Consider the following 20647-nt stretch of genomic DNA (forward strand, 5'->3'; position numbering starts at 1 on the left):
CAAAGCGCAGATGCTCGGCCATGGTCTTGTCGCCGATCTGCTTGTTGGCGTCGTAGACCTTGAAGGCCAGCGGGTTGTCCGAGTCGCGGCCTTCGAAGCCGATCTTGCCGATACCGGGGAAATATTCTTTGGCGCCGATGTAGACGGTGTTGCTCATGGGGTGGAATGTCCTTGCTGCTGGGGGAGTTGTAGAAAGCGGGTCGATCAGCCGGCGTAGAGCGGGCTGACCACCTGCAGGTGCTTGAGGAAGGTCTGATAGTGCTGCTGGTACTGGGCCACGCGTTGCGGATCCGGGCGCGCCGACAGGTCCTGGTCGATCTGCAGATGCTCCAGCACCACATCCGACAATGCGTCCGCACCGCCGTCGTCGCGATCGCAGGCCCACAGGGCCTGCAATGCGGCACCGAAGGCAGCGCCTTCGGGCTGGGTCGGCACCACGACCTGCAGATTGAAGACATCGGCCACCATCTGCCGCCATTGCGCGCTCTTGCTGCCGCCGCCGGTGAGCAGGATGGTGTCGAACTGCAGACCCGCCGCGACAAAGGCATCGAAGCCGTTGCGCAGGCTGTAGGTCGCCCCTTCCATCGCGGCGCGATAGAAATGCGCGGCGGTGGTGTTGTGCAGGTCCATGCCGAACAGGCAGCCGCGGGCGTCCGGCAAATTGGGCGTGCGCTCGCCGTTGAAGAACGGCAGCAGCACCAGGCCATCGGCGCCCGGCGTGGTGCTGGCGATCAAGGCCTCGGTCTGCTCGCGGGTGATCGAGAACATGCGCATCACCGCCTCGGTGGCGACGGTGCAGTTCATGGTGCAGATCAGCGGCAGCCAGCCGCCGCTGGACGAACAGAACGCCGCCCAGCGTGCCTCGTCGTCCACCACCGGGTGATCGGCGTAAGCGAACAAGGTGCCCGAGGTGCCCAGGCTCATGGTCAGGCGACCGGGCACGACGTTGCCGGTGCCGATCGCGGCCATCATGTTGTCGCCGCCGCCGGTGGTGACACGCACGCCGGCCGGCAGGTTCAATGCGTCGGCGGCTGCGTTGGACAAGGCATAGACCGCGCCGGTCTCCACCAGCGGCGGCAATGCCTCGCGCAGGTCGCGCTGTGCGTCCACCGCGCCTAGCATGCGTTCGGACCACTGCCGTGTGCGCACGTCCAGCCAGCCGGTGCCGGAGGCATCGCCGACTTCGGCAAAGCGCTCGCCGGTGAGCCAGAAATTCACGTAGTCGTGCGGCAGCATCACCGTGGTCATCGCTGCATACGCCTCGGGACGATGCTTGCGTGTCCACGGCAATTTGGAGGCGGTGTAGCCGGCCATGATCGGGTTGCCGGCGGCGGCCACGCTGCCTGCCGCACCACCCACCGCGTCCATGATTTCGTCGCATTCCAGCGCGGTGCTGGTGTCGCACCACAGCTTGACCGGCGCGGTGACGCTGCCATCGGCGGCCACCGGCACGAAGCCGTGCTGCTGGCCGGAGACCGAAATACCGCGCACCCGTGCACGCTGCTCGCCATCGAGCTGGGCGAAGCAATGCACGATGCCGTCGATCCACCACTGCGCCTGCTGCTCGCGGGTGCCATCGTCGCGGCTGATCAGCTCCATCGGCGCGGCGATCGTGGCGACCACGGCGCGCTCCTGCGGATCGTAGGCAACCAGCTTGACGCTCTGCGTGCCCACATCCAGTCCTACGTACAAGCTCATTGCATCACCAATCGGTTGTTGTTGAGGCCCACCTGCTGGGTGCGACCGGCGCCCAGTTCCAGGTCCAGGGTCTGCCCTGCGTAAGACAGTTGATAGCGCCCGCCACGATCGCTGTGCACGCGGGCCTGCTGCAGGCGGCCGCCGTCCCAGTGCAGGTCCACGCTGGCGCCGCCGCGCACGCGCAAACCCCGCACACTGCCGCGCGGCCAGGCCTTGGGCAGGGCGGGCAGCAGGAACACGCTGCCGCCCCAGCTTTGCAGCAGCATTTCGGTGATGCCGGCGGTGCCGCCGAAGTTGCCGTCAATCTGGAACGGCGGATGCGCGTCGAACAGATTCGGGTAGGTGCGTTCGGGCGAGATCAGCAGTTGCAGGATGCGGTAGGCATGCTCGCCATCGGCCAGCCGCGCCCACAGGTTCAGCCGCCAGCCGATGCCCCAGCCGGTGGTGTTGTCGCCACGGGTTTCCAGCGTGCGCCTTGCGGCAGCCGCTAGCTCGGGCGTATCGCGCAGATTGATCTGGCTGGATGGATGCAGCGCGTACAGATGCGAGACGTGGCGGTGATGGATCTCCGGTGCCTGCATGTCCCAGTCCTGCTGCCACTCCTGCAGCTGCCCTGCCTTGCCGATGCGGTTGGGCGGCAATTGCTCGCGCAATTCACCCAGGCGTTGCGCAAAGGCAGCGTCGACCTTGAGCAGCTTGCTCATCGCGATGCATTGGGCGAACAGATCGCGCAACAGCTGCGCATCCATGGTCGGCCCGGCACATACCGCCGCGCCGAACGGATGCTGGTTTTCCGGCGACATCGAGGGGTTGGTCACCATCGCGCCGGTCTGCGGATCCTTGACCAGCGTGGCGACGAAGAACTCCGCCGCGCCCTTGAACAGGGGATAGATCCTGCCCAGATAGGCACGGTCGCGGCCGTAATCCCAGCGATCCCATAGCTGTTGCAGCAGCCAGACGCCGCCCATCGGCCACAGGCTCCACTTGGCGCCATCGATCGGCCCGGCCTGGCGCCACAGATCAGTGTTGTTGTGCACCACCCAACCCGGTGCGTCGTACATCGCGCGTGCGGCGTGCGCGCCGGTTTTGGCCAGATCGAACAGCATGGCTTCCAGCGGTTCGACGCACTCGTGCAGCGCATTGGCCTCGCTGGGCCAGTAGTTCATCTCGGTGTTGATGTTGATGGTGTACTTGCTTTCCCACGGCGGCTGCATCAGGTCGTTCCAGATGCCCTGCAGATTGGCCGGCTGGGTGCCGGGCCGCGAGCTGCAGATCAGCAGGTAACGGCCGAACTGGTGATACAGCGCGGCCAGCGCCGGATCGTTGCCCTGTGCAAAACGCTGCACGCGTTCGTCGGTGGGCAGCTTGGCTGCGTCGCTGCTGCCCAGGTCGATCGCCACGCGCCGGAACAGCCGCTGGTGATCGGCCAGATGCGCACGCAGCAATGCCGGGTAATCCAGTTTGCCCGCCTTCTGCATGCTTGCCGCGGTCAGCGCGAGCGGGTCGCCATCGACGGCGTCGTAGCGCTGGTAGCTGGTGGCGGCGGTGAGCAGCAGCACCACTTCATCGGCCGCTTCGATGCGCAGACGGTCGCGCAGGCCACTGAGCGTGCCGCCCTTGACCTGTGGCAGCACGCGCAAGGCAAAACGCAGCTTGCCCTCGATGCCGGCGAAGCTGCCGTTGCGGCCGCTGAACAGCAGCCCGCCCTGCTCCACCGTGACCTCGCCGGTCTGCGGGCTGTCGATGCCCACGCGCAGGGAAATTGCGCGGGGCCGATCGCAGGACAGGCGCACCACGATGCATTGCGACTGCGCCGACACGAACACCTCGCGCGTGTGCACAGCACCGCCGGAGCGAAACGTGGTGGTGGCCACGCCGGTATCCAGATCGAGCTGCCGGCGATACTCGCTGATGCCGTCGGCACGATCGAAGTCCAGCAGCAGATCGCCCAGCGGTTGATACGGCATCTGCTTGAGCGGACGCGAGAGCAGCTTGGCGTCGGCCAGTGTTTCGGCCTCGGCATAGCGCCCGGCAAACACCAGCGCGCGCACCTGTGGCAGGGCCGCCAGCGCGTCGGGGCTGGTGGCGTCGTACGGGCCGCCTGCGTACAGCGTGTCCTCGTTGAGTTGCAGGCGCTCGTGGGCAATGCCGCCCCACACCATCGCGCCCAGCCGGCCATTGCCGACCGGCAGCGCCTGCACCCACTCGTTGGCCGGTTCGCGGTACCACAGCTGCAAGGCATCGGCGGGCGCCGCGGCCGGCAACGCGGCGTGTCTGGACGATGCGGCAGCCTGCACGGCAACCGGTGCAGCGCCCAGGACCGCAATCGCGGCCCCGGTTGCCTTGCACAGTTCGCGACGGGTCAGCACGGCCACCGCCGTGCTGCCTCACCGGAACCGCCCGCGACTGCCTTGCGGCGTTCCGGCATCTGCTTGCTCATCGACTGAAGACAGCCTGCGATCATCGACGACGCGCTTTGCCGGACGCAATCTTGCGCTGCAACACGCTGACCGGCTTGCCGTCGTACTGGATGCTGGCATCGGTCTTGGGCTCCAGCGCACCGGCATCCTCGCGCGGGCCGTCGACGAAGCGCACGTTGATGGTGCGCTTGGCCTGCATGCCGGTCCAGCTGCCCTCGCGCTTGCCGATGCTCAGCTCGCCCTTGGCCTGGTTCCAGACCAACGGGATGCGGCTGAACTCGCCCTTCTCGTAGCCGTAGCCCTTGCCGTCGTCCTCATACAGCGAGAACTGGCCATCGGCGCCGGTGTAGACCACCACGGTGAGCGGCGCATCCGGCTTCTGATCCACGTATTCCTGCACCGGGCCGGTCGGCACGATGGAGCCGGCACGTACGAACAGCGGCATGCGTTCGATCGGCGCAGCGGCTTCGATGCTCTGGCCGCCCTCGTAGCGCTTGCCGGTGGCGAAATCCAGCCAGCTGCTGCCGGCCGGCAGATACACCTGCCGCGAGGTGGCGCCGAAGCGGGTCACCGGTGCGACCAGGAACGCCGGTCCGAACAGGTACTGGTCGTTGATGTCGCGGACCTTGGGATCGTTCGGGAAGTCCATCATCATGCCGCGCATGATCACGCCATCGCGCTGGTAGGTATCGCCGGCCAGGCTGTAGATGTACGGCAGCAACGCGTAACGCAGGCGGTTGTAGTACGCCATGCTCTCGTAGAACGGCGTGCCTTCCGGGGCGATGTTCCAGATTTCGCGGTACGGGAACTGACCATGCGAGCGGAAGATCGGCACGAACGCACCGAACTGGAACCAGCGCGTGTTGAGCTCACGCCATTCCGGCAGATGCGCCGGGTCCTGGTTCTCGTAGCGCTTCTCCACCGCAAAACCGCCGATGTCGAAGGTCCAGTTGGGCAGGCCCGACAGCGCCATGTTGACGCCCCCGGAGATCTGGTCGCGCATGTCGTCCCAACGCGAGACGATGTCGCCGCTCCACACCGCCACTGCATTGCGCTGGGTGCCGGCATAGCCCTTGCGCGAGAGGATGAACACGCGTTTGTCGTCGGCCGCGCGGTCGCCCACGTACACGCCATGAGTGTGCGGCAGCGGATAGGAATTGAAGTATTCGGTGGACGAGCCCAGTGCGTTGGGCGTGGTGCGTGCCTTGCGCTCGCCGATGTCCAGGTTGGAATGCACGTCCGGTTCGTCGGCGTCCATCCACCAGGCATCGAAGCCCTTGCTGTTGAGCTTTTCGTTGACCTGGCGCCAGTAGATCGCCTGCGCCTTTTCCGAATACGGATCGTAGAACGAGTTCTTGTAGCCCTTGCCGATCCAGTCCAGCTCACCGACTTCGACATTGCGCTTGTACATGAAACCGGCAGCGTCCAGTTCCTTGTAGTTGGCGGTGGTGGGATAGAACTTGGGCCAGATCGAAATCATGATCTGCGCATGCATGTCATGCACGGCCTTGACCATGCCGTCCGGATCGGGGAAGTGCTGCGGGTCGAAATCGTGCGAGCCCCAGGCATTCTCGGGCCAGTACGACCAGTCGAGCACGATGTTGTCCAGCGACAGCTTGCGCTTGCGGTATTCGGCCACCGCACCGACCAGCTCGTCCTGGCTCTTGTAACGCTCGCGGCTCTGCCAGAAGCCATACGCCCACTTGGGCAGCATCACCGACTTGCCGGTGAGTTCGCGGTAGCCGGCCACGGCCTGGTCGTAGGAATCGGCCGAGACGAAGTAGTAGTCGATCATCTGGCCGGCTTCGGACCACAGCGACAGGTCCTTCGCTTCGGCGGCCGGCAGCGGGTCGCGATGCAGCAGCGCGATGTAGCTGGGGTCGATCAGGTCCCACTCGACCTTGACGGTGTGGCGCGTGCCCGGCTCCAGCGCCAGTTTGAACTCGTGATTCCACGGGTTCCAGTTCTGGCGCCAGCGATCGACGATCAGCTTGCCGTCCACGTACAGCTTGGCGTACTCGCTCGAATACAGCGAGAAGGTGTGCTCGCCACCGGTGAGTGCTTCGATCTGCCCCTCCCAGGTGACCTGCATGCGGCTGTTCTTGTCCTTGGTGATCGCCTTCTTCGGATACTTGGTCAAGTCGCTGAGGTACTGGTAGTTCACCTCGCTCTCGCGACGTTCGACGATCTGCTTGCCATCGATCGCATAACGCGCGGTCAGCGCACCGGCCTTGCCCTTGGCGTCGTACAACTTCAGCGTCTTGGGCAGCGGCTGCAGGCCACGCGGGTCGCCCAGGCGACTGATCGAGTTGTTGTCCCACAGCAGGCCGTAGTTGCGGCTGGACACCAGGTACGGCACCGCCATGTCGATGTTGTTCTGCTGCAGCTCGACGTTGCGGCCCTTCTGGTTCATCCAGCCCTGCTGGTGCTGGCCGAAGCCGTACAGCGCTTCGTCGTCGGGCGACTGGAAACGCTGACGCACGGTCAGGTATTGCTTGCCTTCCACCTTCAGCGGGGCAAAGCTGCGCCCGCCGGCCACTTCCGACAACACCGGCCTGCCATTGGCATCGGCAAAGCTGACGTGGCCATCGACGGTGGAGACGGTGGCGGTGACCTTGCCGGTCTTCAGCTGCACGCTGTCGCCCTGCTCGGCCAGCTGGAAGCTGCCATCGCCCTGCACCGGCACGCGCATCAGGCTGCGGCTGCGCGCGAAGTCGCCATCCGGGTCGGCACTGACGCGGATGATGCCGGCGTCGACGACCTGCAGACGTACCGGTGCGGCGCCCTTGGCGCTCGGCACCACGGTGACGCCGTCGGCGGCCTTGCGCACTTCCTGCGCGTGCGCGGCATTGGCCAGCAAGGCCAGCGACAACGCCAGGCACTGGGCAAGCGGTGTACGTCGGGGGGCAGGCGCATGGCCGGCGGAACGGTTGATGGTTTGCATTTTCACTCCCTTGGATTACGAAACGGTGCCGCGGGGGCGGCAGCGCATGGTTCATTGGATTCAGCCTGGCGGACCGCGTGCTGCGCGGCGGTGGGGCTGTGCAGCACGCGGCCGAGCAGGCTTATTTGTAGGTGGCCAGCTTGATCTTCAGCAGCTGCGGCGCGCTGGAAAAGTTGACTCCGTAATCGGTCTGGTCGCCGTTCCAGTTGCGCTCGAACTTCCAGTCGCTGCCTTCGTAGACGCCTTCCTCGACGCGGTCGTAGAGCATGTTGGCGGTCGCCTCGCTGGCCGGATGCAGGGTCACGCGCACGTGATAGCCGGTGACCAGGAATTCGTCCGGACCCAGCTCGGCGATCAGCGCCGCACCGATCGGCTCGGGGTTGCCCGGCGGCTCGCCCTTGAACCAGAACTGCGGCACGCCGTAGGTGATGGTGGCGCTCCAGCGGTCGTTGAGCTTGAGCTCCTGCACGGCCTGGCCGGGTTCTTCGGCGGTGCCGTGCAGCTTGCCTTCGGAGGCGGCCTTGGCGAACGGCCGCATGCCGCGCTTGACCAGGTCAAAGCCCAGCGCGAACGGCGCCAGGGTTTCTTCGTTGACGTGCTTGGCACCCAACGGGTAGTTGGAATAGCGCGTGTAATCCATGCCGAACGCCGACCAGCCGATGCCGTCGTGGCCAAGCGTCGGGAACAGGTAGCGCGCGTACTCGGGGCGGTTGCCGGTTTCGGCAACGAACAAGGCATTGTCCGGGCGGGCGTAGCGTTCCAGCACCGTGGTGTAGGTGCGGTATTCGGGCATGTAGATGTCCGGGGCCAGCAGGTCGATATGCGGGCCGGCCGCCTTCCACACGTCCAGCACGTTGTCGGTGGGGCCGCCGCTGGCGTACTGGCCGGGCTGGCCGGGATTGAACGGGCCGCGCAACGCCGCATTGACGTACATCGGCAGCGGGTATTCGGCCTTGCCGGCCTCGGCCACCTGGTCGATGTAGCGACCGATCGACCAGGCATGGAAGATCTCGTCCGCATCGGCACCGAACACCTGTGCCCAGCTGCCCGGCTGCTTGTTCAGGCGCTTGAGCAGTGCGTCCGGCACCGGGCCGTCGAACAGCTTCTGCGCCATTGGCGAGAAGTCGCGCACGCTGCCGTAGGTGCCCGGCTCGTTCTCGGGCTGGATCATGATCACGGTGTGCTGCGGATCGACCTGCTTCAGATGCTGCATGAAGGCCACGAAGGCCTTGCGGTCGGCATCCAGGGTGGCCTGCGCATGCGGCGACAGCGACCCGATCGCCTTGCCCTCGCGCGTCACCACGCGCGGGAAGCGCTGGTTGTCGGTCTTGACCCAATGCGGCGCGTACGCCGGGCCGTTGTTCTTCCAGGTCGCAAACCACAGCAGCACCAGCCGCACCTTGTGCTCGCGCGCTTGCGTGAGCAGCGTATCGACGAAGGAGAAATCGAACTTGCCTTCTTCCGGCTCGACCTGCTCCCAGGCGATCGGCACCTGCACGGTGTTCGGGCCCAGCACCTGCATCGCCGGCCACACCTTGTCCATCACGCCGGGATAGTTGCTGGAGTTGTTGACCTGCGCGCCCAGGATCAGGAACGGCGCCCCATCGACCATCAACGCGTGCTTGCCGTCCTTGCTGACGAACTGCGGCATCGGCGTCTGCGCAGCCGGCGCCGCTGCCGTGGCAGGTGCGGTCGCTGCGGTACCGGCAGTCGGTGCGACTGCGGCCGGCTTGGCTTTGTCGTCCTGCTCGCCGGATTGGCACGCAGCCAGGGCCAGCGTCAGCGCGGACAGCAGCAGCGGACGCAGGCAGCGGCGTGCAGGGGAAGGAGTAATCACACGTGCAACGGGGGAATGCATGGACATAAGACTCCGTGTCACCAGGTATCGGTGCGGAAGGGGGAAACAGGAAGGTGTTCGCGATTGACCAGGTTGGCGTCTTCCGGGTTTTCGCTCCAGCCGTAACGCACCGCGACCGGTGCAGCCACCGCGTCGCTGCGCACGATCACCCGATCGCCGTCGATGCGCGCGGTGGCCGGATGGAAGTGTTTGTCGGCACCGGCGACGCGGAAGCCCTGCACGTCGCCACCATTTCGCACCTGCAAGGCACTGCCCTGCAGATCGAAGCGCAGCACGGCCTGGCCCTGGGCAAAGCGCGCCTGCTTGAACATCGGCGCGCTGTACACCAGCGTTTCGCCGTACGCCACATGACGTGCAGCAATCGCAAGTCGATGGCCGACATCGCGCTTGTTGGTCGGATGGATATCGGTGGGGTTGCCGATATCGATGATCACCGCCTGCCCGGTCGCCGGCAGCGCCAGCGTCTTGGACTGCGACTCGCGCAACAGCGCCCACGGGCTCAGCTCGCCCCTGTCGCCACCGGCCTTGAAGTTGGCCAGCTGCACCCACAGGAACGGCAGCGTTTTCGCGCCGCGCTCGGCGCGCCATTGCTGGATCATCGCGGCGAACTGCGCGCGGTATTTCACCGCGCCGGCCTCACTGGCATTGGTTTCGCCCTGGTACCAGATCACGCCCTTGACCGGGAACGGCTGCAGCGGATGGATCATCTGGTTGTACAGCAGCGTGGGCAGCTGATTCTTGTTGTCGGCCAGCGACACGCGCACGGCGGCGGGACGGAACTTCCAGCCGCCCAACGCGCGCTTGGCACCGGCGCTGGTCTGCACGAAGCGCTGCTCGTCCGGGCCATGCATGCCGCCGCCTCCACTGAGATCTTCCACCCGCACCGCGATGTGGTTGACGCCTGCACGCAAGGCGGAGGCAGGCACCTGGTAGACGCGCGGCAGGTTCCACTCTTTTTCGGTCGTGCCGACCTGCTGGCCATTGACGTAAGTGATGTCCGAATCGTCGATCTGGCCCACGCCCAGTTCGATACCGGCCTTGGCCTCGGCAGCGCTCAGGGTGACCGTGGTGCGATACCAGGCGATGCCGTCCATGCCGTCATAGCCGCTGGATTCCCATTGCTGGCTGGTCGGGATGCTGTCCCAGTCGCTGTCGTCGAACGACGCTTGGCGCCACTGCGGCATGTCGCCATCGACCTTGGGCCAGCGCGCGATGCGCTTGCCGGTGGCGGCCTGCGCGGCGGCATCGCGCTGCTTGATCGCCTCGATCGCGCCCTGGTTCTGCTCGCCATTCAAGCCCAGCGAGGCCGCGTCCATCCACGCCTCGATCGCGCTGCCGCCCCAGGTGCTGTTGACGATGCCGATCGGCACGCCGGTGCTGGCGCGCAGCTCCCTGGCGAAGAAATACCCCACTGCGGTGAACTCGCCGGCGTTGTCCGGCGTGGCGGCCTTCCAGTCGCCGCCGGTCAGGCGCGCTTCCGGCTGCAGCGACCACGACTTGGGCACCTTGAAGTGCCGCAACTGCGGGTCGTTGGCCGCGGCCACCGCCTGCGGACCATCGCTGGCCTGCGCCAACGGCCACTCCATGTTGGATTGCCCGCTGGCCAGCCACACATCGCCGACCAGCACATCGCGCACCTGCAACTCGCCGCCGTCGCCCTGCACGCTCAGCACATAGGGGCCGCCGGCCTTGTGCGCGGGCAGGCTGACCTTCCACTGGCCCTTGGCATCGGCCTTGGCGGTGGCCCGCTTGCCGTCGAAGCTGACCATGATGTCGGCATTGGGCGTGGCCCAGCCCCACACCGGCATGGCCTGATCGCGCTGCAGTACCGCGCCATCGGCAAACAGCAACGGCAAGCTCGGTTGTGCCAATGCGGCGGGGCTGGCCAGGACCAGGCCCAACAGGCAGCCACGACGGATAAGGGAAGCGCTCATGCAATGATCTCCAGGGACGGCGCGACCAATCGGCGCGCAGCGATACGACGACGCACGCCGCCGTACACGGTAAGACAGCGCGATGACGCGCGCAGCGACGCAGCGCTCATCGTGGATCGCCGTAGAAGATGCCACGCCCACCGGTGGCGAAGTACACGCGCCCGGGGATGCGCGGATCGCCGGTGACGCTGTACGGCTTGCCGAACCGGTGCGCGTCGTCGTTGATGCGCAACCACTGCGCGCCTTCGTCGTCGGAGCGGAACACGCCGTCCACCCCATCCACGCGGCCGGCCAGATACAGCGCCGGCGGTGCGCCCGCGTGCAACGCCTTGCCGATGCCCAGCGAACGCGCCTGGTCCGGTTTGGACAAGGTCTGCAAACGCCCGCCCTGCCAGCGCATCACGCCCAGCGTGGGGCTGGCCAGATACACCACCCCCGCCCGCCATGGATCCGGGCGCAGCTGCGGACGCGCACGCTCGTCGCGCGCCGGGCTGCCGACCTGGGCACCGGTGTCGCGAAAGCTCGCTGCACCATCGCCGCTCTCGTACAAGCGCCCGCTGGCGGTATCCACTGCATACCAGCGCCGTGCATCAACGCGATCGGCCACCGCCACCGCGGTCTCGGGCAGCCCCTGCACCCGCTGCCAGTGCTTGCCGAAATCGGCGGTGCGCCAGTTGCCGCCTTTCTCGGGCGCCCACACCACATGGGATGCATCGGCGGCAATGGCGATGTTGCCGGCGCCCTGCCCGGCTGGCGGCTCGCTGGCGAACGCCGTCCACTGCGCGCCGCCATCGCGCGAGTACAGCGCGCGGATCTCGTTGTTGCGGCGATCGCGCACGGTACCGCTGCGCACCACCCACTGCGCGGCCTGCCCGGCGGCATCGATGCTCTCGCCATTGGTCAGGCGCGGGCCGGCGTACTGCAGCTGCGCACGCTCCAGATCGTCATGCCGGAAGCCGTCGATATCGCCCAGCGCACTGAGCAGGTGCGCGCCCTGCATCGGGCTGAGCAGATCCAGCGGCACGGTCTCTTCCAGCCCGCGATCCTGGAACCACCACTGCAACGGCCGCTGCTGCCTGGCGAAATCCTGCAGGTTGCGCGAGGCCCAGATGCCGTAGCCGGTGACGAACAGCGCGTGGTTGCTGTCAAACGGATCGATCGCCAGCGCGCCCATCCAGTGTGGCGTGGCCTGCGCGGTCCACGGCGCATCGCCGTGATCGAACTGCGCGCCCGCCAGCAACGGCGTCCAGCTGCGCCCGCCGTCGACGCTTCGGAATAGCTCATCGCGCGGGCTACGACGGCGGAAGGTGCTGGCCAGCAGCACCTGCGGCTGTTGCGGATCCACCGCCACCGCGCCCCAGCCGAAACCATCGCCGCTGGCCGGCTGCGCGATCGGGCTGATCTCGCTCCAGCGCGCCTGCGCCGGGGTGTATTTCCACAGCGCGCCGCCGGCCATCAGGTCCGGCCCGGGCTGGTCGCCGTAGCTCAGGTACCACTGCCCATCGCTGCCGCTGGCCATATGACTGGGACGCAGGCCCTTGGGCTGCCCGGCCACCGCCGACCAGCTGCGACCGGCGTCCTCGGAGACATACAGACTGGCCTGCGCGGTGGACACGCCGACATAGATGCGCGGGGTCGGACGGCCGGGGCGGCCGCTGGCGGCATCGAAGACGACAAAGGCGATGCCCACCGCCTGCTCGCGTCCGACATGATTGCGCGCCGTCGCGCCCGCCATTGCCTCGGCAGGAAATGCGTCCACCCGCGCCCAGTGCGCGCCGCGATCGTCGCTGCGCCACAGGCCTGCATCCCGTGAGCCAAGCAACAGCACACGGCCATCGTGCGGGTCCACCGCCAGCCGTTCGCCATTGGAACGGCCCAATTGATTGCCGCCGAGTTTGAACGGCAACTCGGCACGCTCGAAACTGCGGCCGCGGTCGAACGAGCGCAGCACCGCGGCATTGCCGGCGCGCTCGTGCATGTAAGTACCTGCGGCCAGATACAGCGCCTGCGGGTCGGCAGGATCGACCGCGAATGCGTCGATCCCCATCAGGTTCCAGTCGTCGGCGCCCAGCCAATCGGTCAGCGCCACCCACTGCTGCGCGCGCCCATCCCAGCGGTACGCACCACCGACATCGGTACGTGCATACGCAAGATGGCGCTCGGCGGGATGGAACAGCACACCGGTGACGAATCCGCCACCGCCAATGGCGACGCTGCGCCACTGGTAAGGCCCCTGCACCGCCGGATCGGCAGCCTGCAGCGGCAGGATCGAAAACGGCAACAGCAACAGCAGTGCCAGCCACGCACGGACCGGCCGCATCGCTGCGGTAACGCGGCGCACAGTAGGCGGATCGATTACAGCGATCATTCCTCCGGCTCCCTTGCGATCGACGGCGCGCCGTCGATAGGAAAAACACCGGTCCGACGGGCTGCCTGCACAGCTCGCCGAACCGGCGACGCACTTCCTACGGCGCGTTCTACAGGCTGGCCCGCAAGGTCAGGCCATACCGACGATCGTTGATCACGAAGTCGCGGTAGCGCGACTCGGTCCCCAGGTAGCTTTCGCGCCGGGTATCGAGCAGATTCACGCCATCGAGCGAAATCGACCACACATCATTGATGTTGAAACGCAGCGAGGCATCCAGCTGGCCGAAGCCCTTGTTGTAGACCGGCAGATTGCCGGTGCCGTTGCCTGCGGTGGTCACCAGCCAGTCGCTGCGCCAGTTGTAGGCCACACGGCCCTGGAAGCGCGAGGTTTCGTAGCTGAGGATCGCGTTGTAGCTGTTCTTGGACAGGCCTTCCAGCGGCACGGTCAGCGCCTGGCCGTTGGTGTCGGTGGCGGTGGGGCTCGGCGCCTCGCTGTCGACATAGGTGTAGTTGGTCTGCAGGCCGAAGCCGCTCAGCCAGCCCGGCAGGAAGTCGAAGAACTGCGTGTAGCCCAGTTCCGCACCGCGGATCTTGCCGGCATCGCCATTGACCGGACGGGTGATCTGCCACACGCGGCCGTCGTAGACCTCGTTGAACACGCTGTCGGCGATGAAGCCTTCGACCTTCTTGTAGAACAGGGTGCCGTACATCATCGAACCCTGGCCGAAATACCACTCCAGCGCCGTGTCGAACTGATCGGCCTTGACCGGTTCCAGATCGGGGTTGCCCGCCCTGCCGGTGAAGGTCGAGGCGCCGTTGGAGGTGCCGGTGCTCAGGCTCAGGTTCGGGTTGAGGCGATCGAAGGTGGGACGCGAGATACCGCGCGAGGCGGCAAAACGCCACTGCAGCTGATCGCTCAGCATCCAGCGCAGGTTCAAGCTCGGCAGCACGTCGGTATAGGTCTGCTGCGCGTCCACCGGAATCAGGCCGCCGCCCTCGCCGTCGGTGCCGGTACGCACGCCGGTGGAGCCGACCTCGGTCCGCACCACGCGCACGCCGATGTTGCCGTCGAACGGAATCGAATCGCTGTCCACACCGAAGCGCAACACGCCGTAGGCCGCGTAGGTCTTCTCGGTCTGCGCGTTGATGTTGTTGGGCGAAAACTCCAGAGGGCTGGCACCGAAGGTGGCCAGGGTCTGCCGATAGTTCGCCACCGCCGCATCGGAGGCGGTCAGGGTCGGGCCGAAGGCATGGCTTTCACCGCGGAAGAAATCGGTGATCGGATTGGTCACGACACCAACGCTGGGGAACTGCGAGAACGGCGCGCCCGCGCAGTTGTTGATGCACATGAAGCGATAGATATTGCCCTTGGTCTCGGCATCGCGGTCGGTGTAGCGCACACCGGCCTTGAAGCTGCGCACGAAGTCGCTGTCGAAGGCCAGATCCATGTCGGCGCGCCAGGCGAACTCTGTGCCCTTGTTGTCGTCCTTGTTGTCCAGGTGATAGCGCCAGCCGTCGTAATTGTTGACGTCGGCCAGGTAGCCTTCCGCGCCGCTGGCATCGGTCACCGACAGGCGCGGCAGATCGCCGCGGAAGTCGACGTTGAACTGCGGGCTGGTGGACTGACCGGTGGACAGGATGTAGCGCGTGCCGGTGGTGGTGGCATCGACATACTGGAAGTCTGTGCTCAGGGTCAGCTTCTCGTTGACCGTCCACTTGGCGCCCAGCGAGTAATCAGTGGTCACCGAATGCCGCTCGGTCAGGCTGGTGTTGGACTCGGTCGGCACGTTCTGGAACGCGCCGTTGACGAATTCGTTGCGGTCGTTGACTTCGATGCCGGGCAGGCCCTGCATCGGGTTGGCGCCGGTCAGGGCGAAGAACGAATAGTCGTGCCAGCTGAAGTCGTATTCCGAACGCAGCACCTGCGTGTAGACCTCCACCGCATCGTTGGGACGCCATTGCATCGCGAACGCACCGGTCTTGCGCTCACGCTCGCCGACGGTGGTGTTGATACCGGCGCCATGCGGCACCGACACGCCCTGGCCTTCATAGCCCGGCAGATCGGTCTGGGTGTACCACGGCTCGATCGAGATGGTGTCCTGGCGGAACGGGCTCTTCTGCTGCGAGTAGTTCACCAGCAGGCCGATTTCGCCGATGCCGGTCTGCCAGCGATCGCTGAACAGGCCCGAGAACGCCGGCTTGCCGTCGTCGGCCAGGTCGTAATAGTTGTACTGGACGCTGCCGGCGATCTTGCGGCCGTCGTAGTCGAACGGCAGGCGCGTGCGCAGGTCGACGGTGCCGCCCAGGCCACCTTCGATCATGTCGGCCGAGGGATTCTTGTAGACGTTGACGCCGCCGAGCAGTTCGGCCGACACGTCCTCGAAGCTCAGGCCACGGCCATCGTTGGCGGTGAAGATGTCGCGGCCATTGAGTTCGGTACGCACCTGGGTCAGACCGCGGATGGCGATCGAGCTGCCTTCGCCGTAGTTGCGCGTGATCTGGATGCCGGAGATGCGCTGCAGCGCCTCGGCGACGTTGTTGTCGGGCAGCTTGCCGATGTCTTCGGCAACGATCGAATCGACGATCTGCTCGGCGTTCTGCTTGACCAGCTGCGCCTTGGTGACGCTGCTGCGCGTGCCGGTGACCTGCACGGTGTCGAGCTGCTGGGTGGTGGAGTCCTGAGCCGGAGCGGCAGTGGTGGTCGCATCCTGCGCGTAGGCCTGCGCGCTCAACAGCGTGGCCACACTGAGGGCCATCGCGGAGCGGCGGAAATCACGGATCGAACGCTGACCCACAGTCCGGCCTGCCGGAATGTGGCGATGTTGCACTGACATGGTGCTCCCTCCCAGGACGCATGTACTTCTAATTTTTTAGCGGGTCGGTGCGCGAACGCCCTGCCCGTCGTTGGTGCTGGCCCGCATCCGCCCACGACCGGAAGGCCGGGCGGTTGCGATGCGTGGTAATCCTGACAAGGCTTACCTAGCGGCTGCGGCCGGAGCATAGGGCGGCGCCGTCGTGCCACACCAATGAAATATTCCTGGAAAGCTATTCTTAAAAACTATAGCAACCCCAACAAACCCGCCGGGTCTGGCATTGCCGACCCGGCGGGCCGGATCGGCAAAAGCGGGCTCAACTCCGCGAGCCCGGACACAGCAGTTCCGTGACGGGCTGCGCTTACCAGTTCATGCGCAGCACCAGCGAGTAGCGCCGGTCGTTGACGAAGGAAGAGCGCGTATACAGACGCCGATCCACTTCACCGCCTTCGTAGGAGGTCGGCCCCATCAGCACCTTGGTCACCGTGTTGGTCAGGTTGTTGGCCTGCACGCCCAGCTGCAGGTGCGCGTTGAAGCGGTAGAAGAACGAGCCGTCGAGCTGGCCGTAGTCGTCGGCCCAGGTGGGCAGTCGGGTGGACGCATCGCTGGTGGTCAGCAGGTAGCGCGAGCGCCAGTTGTAGGCCAGGCGCAGCGACAACGGCCCCTTCTCGTAGATGCCGGCCAGGTTGTAGCTGCGCCGCGACAGGCCTTCCAGCGGCAGCTCGACCCCGGTGACGGTGGTGTTGGTGTACGGGTCGGTGGCGGTGTTGGCGCCGCCCTGGCTGTCGACGAAGGTGAAGTTGGCATTGACGCCGAACCCGCTCAGCCAGCCCGGCAGCTGGTCGAAGAACTGGGTATAGCCCAGCTCCGCGCCGCGGATGGTGCCCTCGTCCATGTTGTACGGGCGTGTCACCAGCCAGGGGCGGTTGTCGTAGATCTCGCTGCGGGTCTGGGTGGAGAAGTAGTCCTTGACCTTCTTGTAGAACAGCGTGGCGTACAGCATGTCGCTGGTGTCGAAGTACCACTCCAGCGCAGTGTCGAACTGGTTGGCCACCATCGGCTTGAGGTTCGGGTTGCCGGCGGTGCCGACAAAATCGGTCGCCTGGCCGGCGTCGTTGGTTTCCACGTTGAGCAATACATACGGCTGCAACTGGGTGTAGTCCGGGCGCGCCATCGCCTTGGAGGCGGCGAAGCGCCACTGCAGGCTGTCGGTGAAGCGCAGGCGCAGGTTCAGGCTGGGCAGTACGTTGGTGTAGCTGCCCTGCGAGTTGTTCTCGAAGTACTGCCCGGTATAGCGCGCCTGCAGTTCCGGCGAGACATTGAGCCCGGCCAGGTTCTGGAACTGGCCGAAGCCTTCGGCCTGGGTCTTGGTCTGCACCACGCGGATGCCGATGTTGCCGTCCACCGGCACGCCCCAGGCCTCGTCGTTGCCGAAGTACAGCGCCGCGTAGGCGGCCTGGGTGCGTTCGTGCTGCCGGTTGGTGTCCTGCGGCTGATAGGTGTCCGGCGCCCAGCCGTAGCCGCGCAGCGCCACGATCTGCTGGATCATCTGCGAGGCCGAGGCGTAGTTGTTGACCAGGCCGCTGTTGGGCACCACCAGCGTGGTCGGCACGTTCACGCCGCCACGGAAAAAGTCGGAGAAGGTGAACAACGACGACTGGTCGGTCATGAACTCGGACATGTTGGCCAGGCCGTTGCTGGTGCCCGGAATGGCGGCCCAGTTGTCGGAGATCACGCCCCAGTTGTAGCCGGAATTCTTGTTGATCTGGTTGCGGTCGGTGGCGCGCATGCCGAAGCGCGCAAAGCGCAACCAGCTGCTGTCATCGAAGGTGTATTCCAGATCCACGCGCGTGGACAGCTGACGCCCGCGGTTCTTGCCCAGGTGGTCCATCGCCGCCGCCCAGAAGTAGTTGGACGGGTCCTGGGTGAAGGCCGGGTTGGCGATCTGCACGCTGGGATACCTGCCCGACACGTCATACGACAGGCCCGGCAGATAGGTCGCACTGAACACGGTGAAATCCAGCTGTTCGTTCTCCGACTCTACCAGCTGCATATCGCCCTTGATCTGCAGGTTGTCGTTGAAGAAGTGGCTGAAACCCACCGACATGTCGGTGGTGGTGGTGCGCTGTTCGGAATAGCGGTTGTCGGTGTTGAAGCGCACGCCGTCGCCGGTGAGCACCCCGCGCCACGAGCTGGACACCGGCGAGCCGCGCAGGAAGCCGCCGCGATCGTCGTAGTCGAAGGTCGTGCCTGGCGCCGGCGTGATGCTGTTGTTGCTGTCGTTGAAGAACGCGGCGCGCTCCTGCCAGTTCATTTCATAGCGCGAGCGCAGGAACTGCGCGTAGATCTCGGTGGCATCGCTGGGCTTCCACTGGAACGCCGCCGCGATGCCGTCGCGCTTGCGCTCGAAATCCAGCTGACGCCAGTTCACCCCGCCCGGCACGAACACCTCGCTGCGTCCGCTGCCGGCCAGCACGGCCTCGTCGGTGCGCCGCACGTACGGCTCCACCTGGATGCCGTCCGAGCGCGTGGCCAGCTCCGAGTGCGCGACGTCGATCATGAAGCCCATTTCGCCGATGCCGGTGTTCCAGCGGTCGCTGAACAGGAACGAGGCCGACGGCTTGTACTTCTTGCTCATGTCGCCGTAGTTGTAATCGACATTGCCACCGACGATCCGGCCCGGGTTGTCGAACGGCATGCGCGTGCGCAGATTGACCGTGCCGCCCAGGCCGCCTTCGATGATTTCCGCCGAGGGGTTCTTGTACACGTCCACCCCGGCCATCAACTCGGCCGGCACGTCTTCGAAGCTCAGCCCGCGGCCGCTGGCGGCGCTGAAGATGTCGCGGCCATTGAGTTCGCCGCGCACCTGGGTCAGGCCACGGATCATCACGCCACTGCCTTCGGCGGAGAAATGGTCCGGGTCACTGCGCGCGGCAAAGTGATCGATGGTCACACCGCTGACGCGCTGCAGGGTCTCGGTGACGCTGCGGTCGGGCAAGGCGCCGATGTCCTCGGCACTGACCGAATCCACGATCTGGCTGGCATCGCGCTTGATCACCTGCGACTTGATCAGGCTGGCGCGCACACCGCGCACTTCCACCGCATCCAGATCCACCGCGTTGCCGGCAGTATTGCCGGCGGGGGCAGTCGGGGGCGACTGCGTCTGTTGGGCGTACACCGGTGCGGCGAGCAAGAGCCCGATGCTGACGGCCATGGCGGAATGACGCAAACGCGGGGTACGACGTGCGTGCACGCCCGTCCCTGCCGAGGCATGGCTTGAAAACTTGTACATCTGAATCCCTCCCAGGACGCAAGACGACGGAAGACTGGTTAGCGCGGCACCGTCAACGGGCCGCGTGATCGTGCAGGACACGGACGTTGCCGCCCGGCTCCACCTCCCACTGCATGGCGGCTTGGCCGCCGATCACCTGCCCGACTTCACGTGCGCTTCAGCGTGCGATCTGGCTCACAGATATAGGCGCGTGGTCTAGCGCCAGCCAATGAAAAATTCACAGTCTGGTATGCCCTTCTGGAATACGAATGGAAGAGCCCGCTTATCCAGTGGATTCCGGCCCGCGCAAGGCCGGATACAAACGCCGTGCAGTGGTGCGCAGCGCCTGCAGGATGCGCTCGGCCCCCGGCGGCAGGATGTAATCGCGTCGGCGGATGATGCCGAACGACTCCATGCGCACACCCAGCTCGATCGGCAGCACGGTCAGCAGCTTGGCCTGGATCAGCGGCGCCACCGATTCCACCGGCAAGGCGGTCAGCATGTCGGTGCCGCGCAGCAGCGTGGAGGTCACCGGCAGCGACGAGGTCTCGATCGCATTGGTCGGCGTCTGCACGCCGTGCTCCATGAACATCGAGTCCAGCCGCGCGCGCAGCACGCTGTCGGCTGGCGGCAGGATCCAGCCATGGCGTACCAGGTCCGCATGCTGCAGGCCGACCCGGCTGGCCAGCGGATGGCCGGCCCGCGCGATCACCGAATGCGGCTCGTCGGCCAGCGGCTCGAATTCCAGCTCGCCTACGCCCTCGGGCCCCAGGATGCGGCCGATCACGATATCCAGCTGGCCGTCCAGCAACTTGGCCACCAGCGGACGGCTGTAGTCCATTTCCACCCGCACCAGGATGTCGGGGAACTCGCGCTTGACCTCGGCGATCGCCTGCGGCACCAGGTTGGTGCCTGGATTGACCACTGTGCCGATCGAGGCCTGGCCCATGCGCCCGGCCCGCAACGCGGCGATTTCCTCCTGCGCCCGGCCAATCTCCGACATCGCCGCACGCGCACGCCGGATCAGCACATGGCCGTACCAGGTAGGCTCCACCCCGCGGGCATGTCGCTCGAACAGTTTCACCCCCAGCATGTCTTCCATTTCCGCCAGCAGCTTGGAGGCGGCCGGTTGCGTCATGCTGGCGGCCTCGGCCGCGCGCAGCACCGAGCGTTGTTCGTGCAGATGCAGCAGCAGCAGCAGCTGGCGCGTCTTGAGGCGGGCAGCGTTGAACCAGGGAGTGCTGGAATTTGCCATGGAGTATCGCCACGCAGGTGTATTCGTAGGAGGAATAGAATATGCCGAAAATTTCATTTGCAGCACATATCTCCGCGCGCGAGGCTA

The 20647-nt window shown here is 66.0% G+C and carries 9 protein-coding genes and 1 pseudogene; all 10 read right to left on the reverse strand.

What is annotated here, in order from left to right; translation table 11 throughout:
* Nucleotides 1-157 (reverse strand): annotated as a pseudogene (locus EO141_RS18425) (xylose isomerase); the annotation flags it as partial.
* 47 nt (nt 158-204) lie between these two features.
* Nucleotides 205-1698 carry a xylulokinase gene (gene xylB / locus EO141_RS18430; protein ID WP_127169915.1) on the reverse strand — a complete coding sequence of 498 codons (1494 nt, stop codon included), beginning with the start codon at nt 1696-1698 and terminating at the stop codon, nt 205-207.
* Entirely contained in the window at nt 1695-4067 is a 2373-nt protein-coding gene (locus EO141_RS18435) for a glycoside hydrolase family 95 protein (RefSeq protein ID WP_164739307.1), read from the reverse strand. The genes xylB and EO141_RS18435 overlap by 4 nt, the downstream gene beginning before the upstream one ends.
* A gap of 91 nt (nt 4068-4158) precedes the next feature.
* Entirely contained in the window at nt 4159-7062 is a 2904-nt protein-coding gene (locus EO141_RS18440; RefSeq protein ID WP_127169917.1) for a TIM-barrel domain-containing protein, read from the reverse strand.
* A 121-nt stretch (nt 7063-7183) separates the two neighbouring features.
* On the reverse strand, nt 7184-8854 hold the full coding sequence (galD, locus tag EO141_RS18445) for a GH35 family beta-galactosidase GalD (RefSeq protein ID WP_104582969.1): 1671 nt from the start codon (nt 8852-8854) through the stop codon (nt 7184-7186).
* Nucleotides 8855-8937: 83 nt separating this feature from the next.
* A complete protein-coding gene (locus tag EO141_RS18450; RefSeq protein ID WP_127169918.1) occupies nt 8938-10854 on the reverse strand; it encodes a sialate O-acetylesterase in 1917 nt (638 codons plus the stop codon).
* Between the two features lie 106 nt (nt 10855-10960).
* Entirely contained in the window at nt 10961-13222 is a 2262-nt protein-coding gene (locus tag EO141_RS18455) for a cellulase (RefSeq protein WP_127169919.1), read from the reverse strand.
* A 109-nt stretch (nt 13223-13331) separates the two neighbouring features.
* Nucleotides 13332-16055 (reverse strand): TonB-dependent receptor, encoded by a 2724-nt coding sequence (locus EO141_RS18460; RefSeq protein WP_119128403.1) that lies wholly within the window; start codon nt 16053-16055, stop codon nt 13332-13334.
* A gap of 340 nt (nt 16056-16395) precedes the next feature.
* Nucleotides 16396-19326, reverse strand: a complete 2931-nt coding sequence (locus EO141_RS18465; RefSeq protein WP_047130315.1) for a TonB-dependent receptor — start codon at nt 19324-19326, stop codon at nt 16396-16398.
* Between the two features lie 262 nt (nt 19327-19588).
* Nucleotides 19589-20560, reverse strand: a complete 972-nt coding sequence (locus tag EO141_RS18470) for a LysR family transcriptional regulator (RefSeq protein ID WP_104582918.1) — start codon at nt 20558-20560, stop codon at nt 19589-19591.
* Nucleotides 20561-20647 lie beyond the last annotated feature (87 nt).

The organism is Xanthomonas sp. BRIP62415 (assembly GCF_003993515.1).
GTDB classification, from domain to species: Bacteria; Pseudomonadota; Gammaproteobacteria; order Xanthomonadales; family Xanthomonadaceae; genus Xanthomonas; species Xanthomonas euroxanthea.

What these genes read in the sequence shown, in the direction of transcription:
- EO141_RS18460 (WP_119128403.1), bottom strand. Translation starts at nt 16,055, where the DNA reads ATGTCAGTGCAACATCGCCACATTCCGGCAGGCCGGACTGTGGGTCAG.
- xylB (WP_127169915.1), bottom strand. Translation starts at nt 1,698, where the DNA reads ATGAGCTTGTACGTAGGACTGGATGTGGGCACGCAGAGCGTCAAGCTG.
- EO141_RS18465 (WP_047130315.1), bottom strand. Translation starts at nt 19,326, where the DNA reads ATGTACAAGTTTTCAAGCCATGCCTCGGCAGGGACGGGCGTGCACGCA.
- EO141_RS18450 (WP_127169918.1), bottom strand. Translation starts at nt 10,854, where the DNA reads ATGAGCGCTTCCCTTATCCGTCGTGGCTGCCTGTTGGGCCTGGTCCTG.
- EO141_RS18455 (WP_127169919.1), bottom strand. Translation starts at nt 13,222, where the DNA reads ATGATCGCTGTAATCGATCCGCCTACTGTGCGCCGCGTTACCGCAGCG.
- EO141_RS18440 (WP_127169917.1), bottom strand. Translation starts at nt 7,062, where the DNA reads ATGCAAACCATCAACCGTTCCGCCGGCCATGCGCCTGCCCCCCGACGT.
- EO141_RS18470 (WP_104582918.1), bottom strand. Translation starts at nt 20,560, where the DNA reads ATGGCAAATTCCAGCACTCCCTGGTTCAACGCTGCCCGCCTCAAGACG.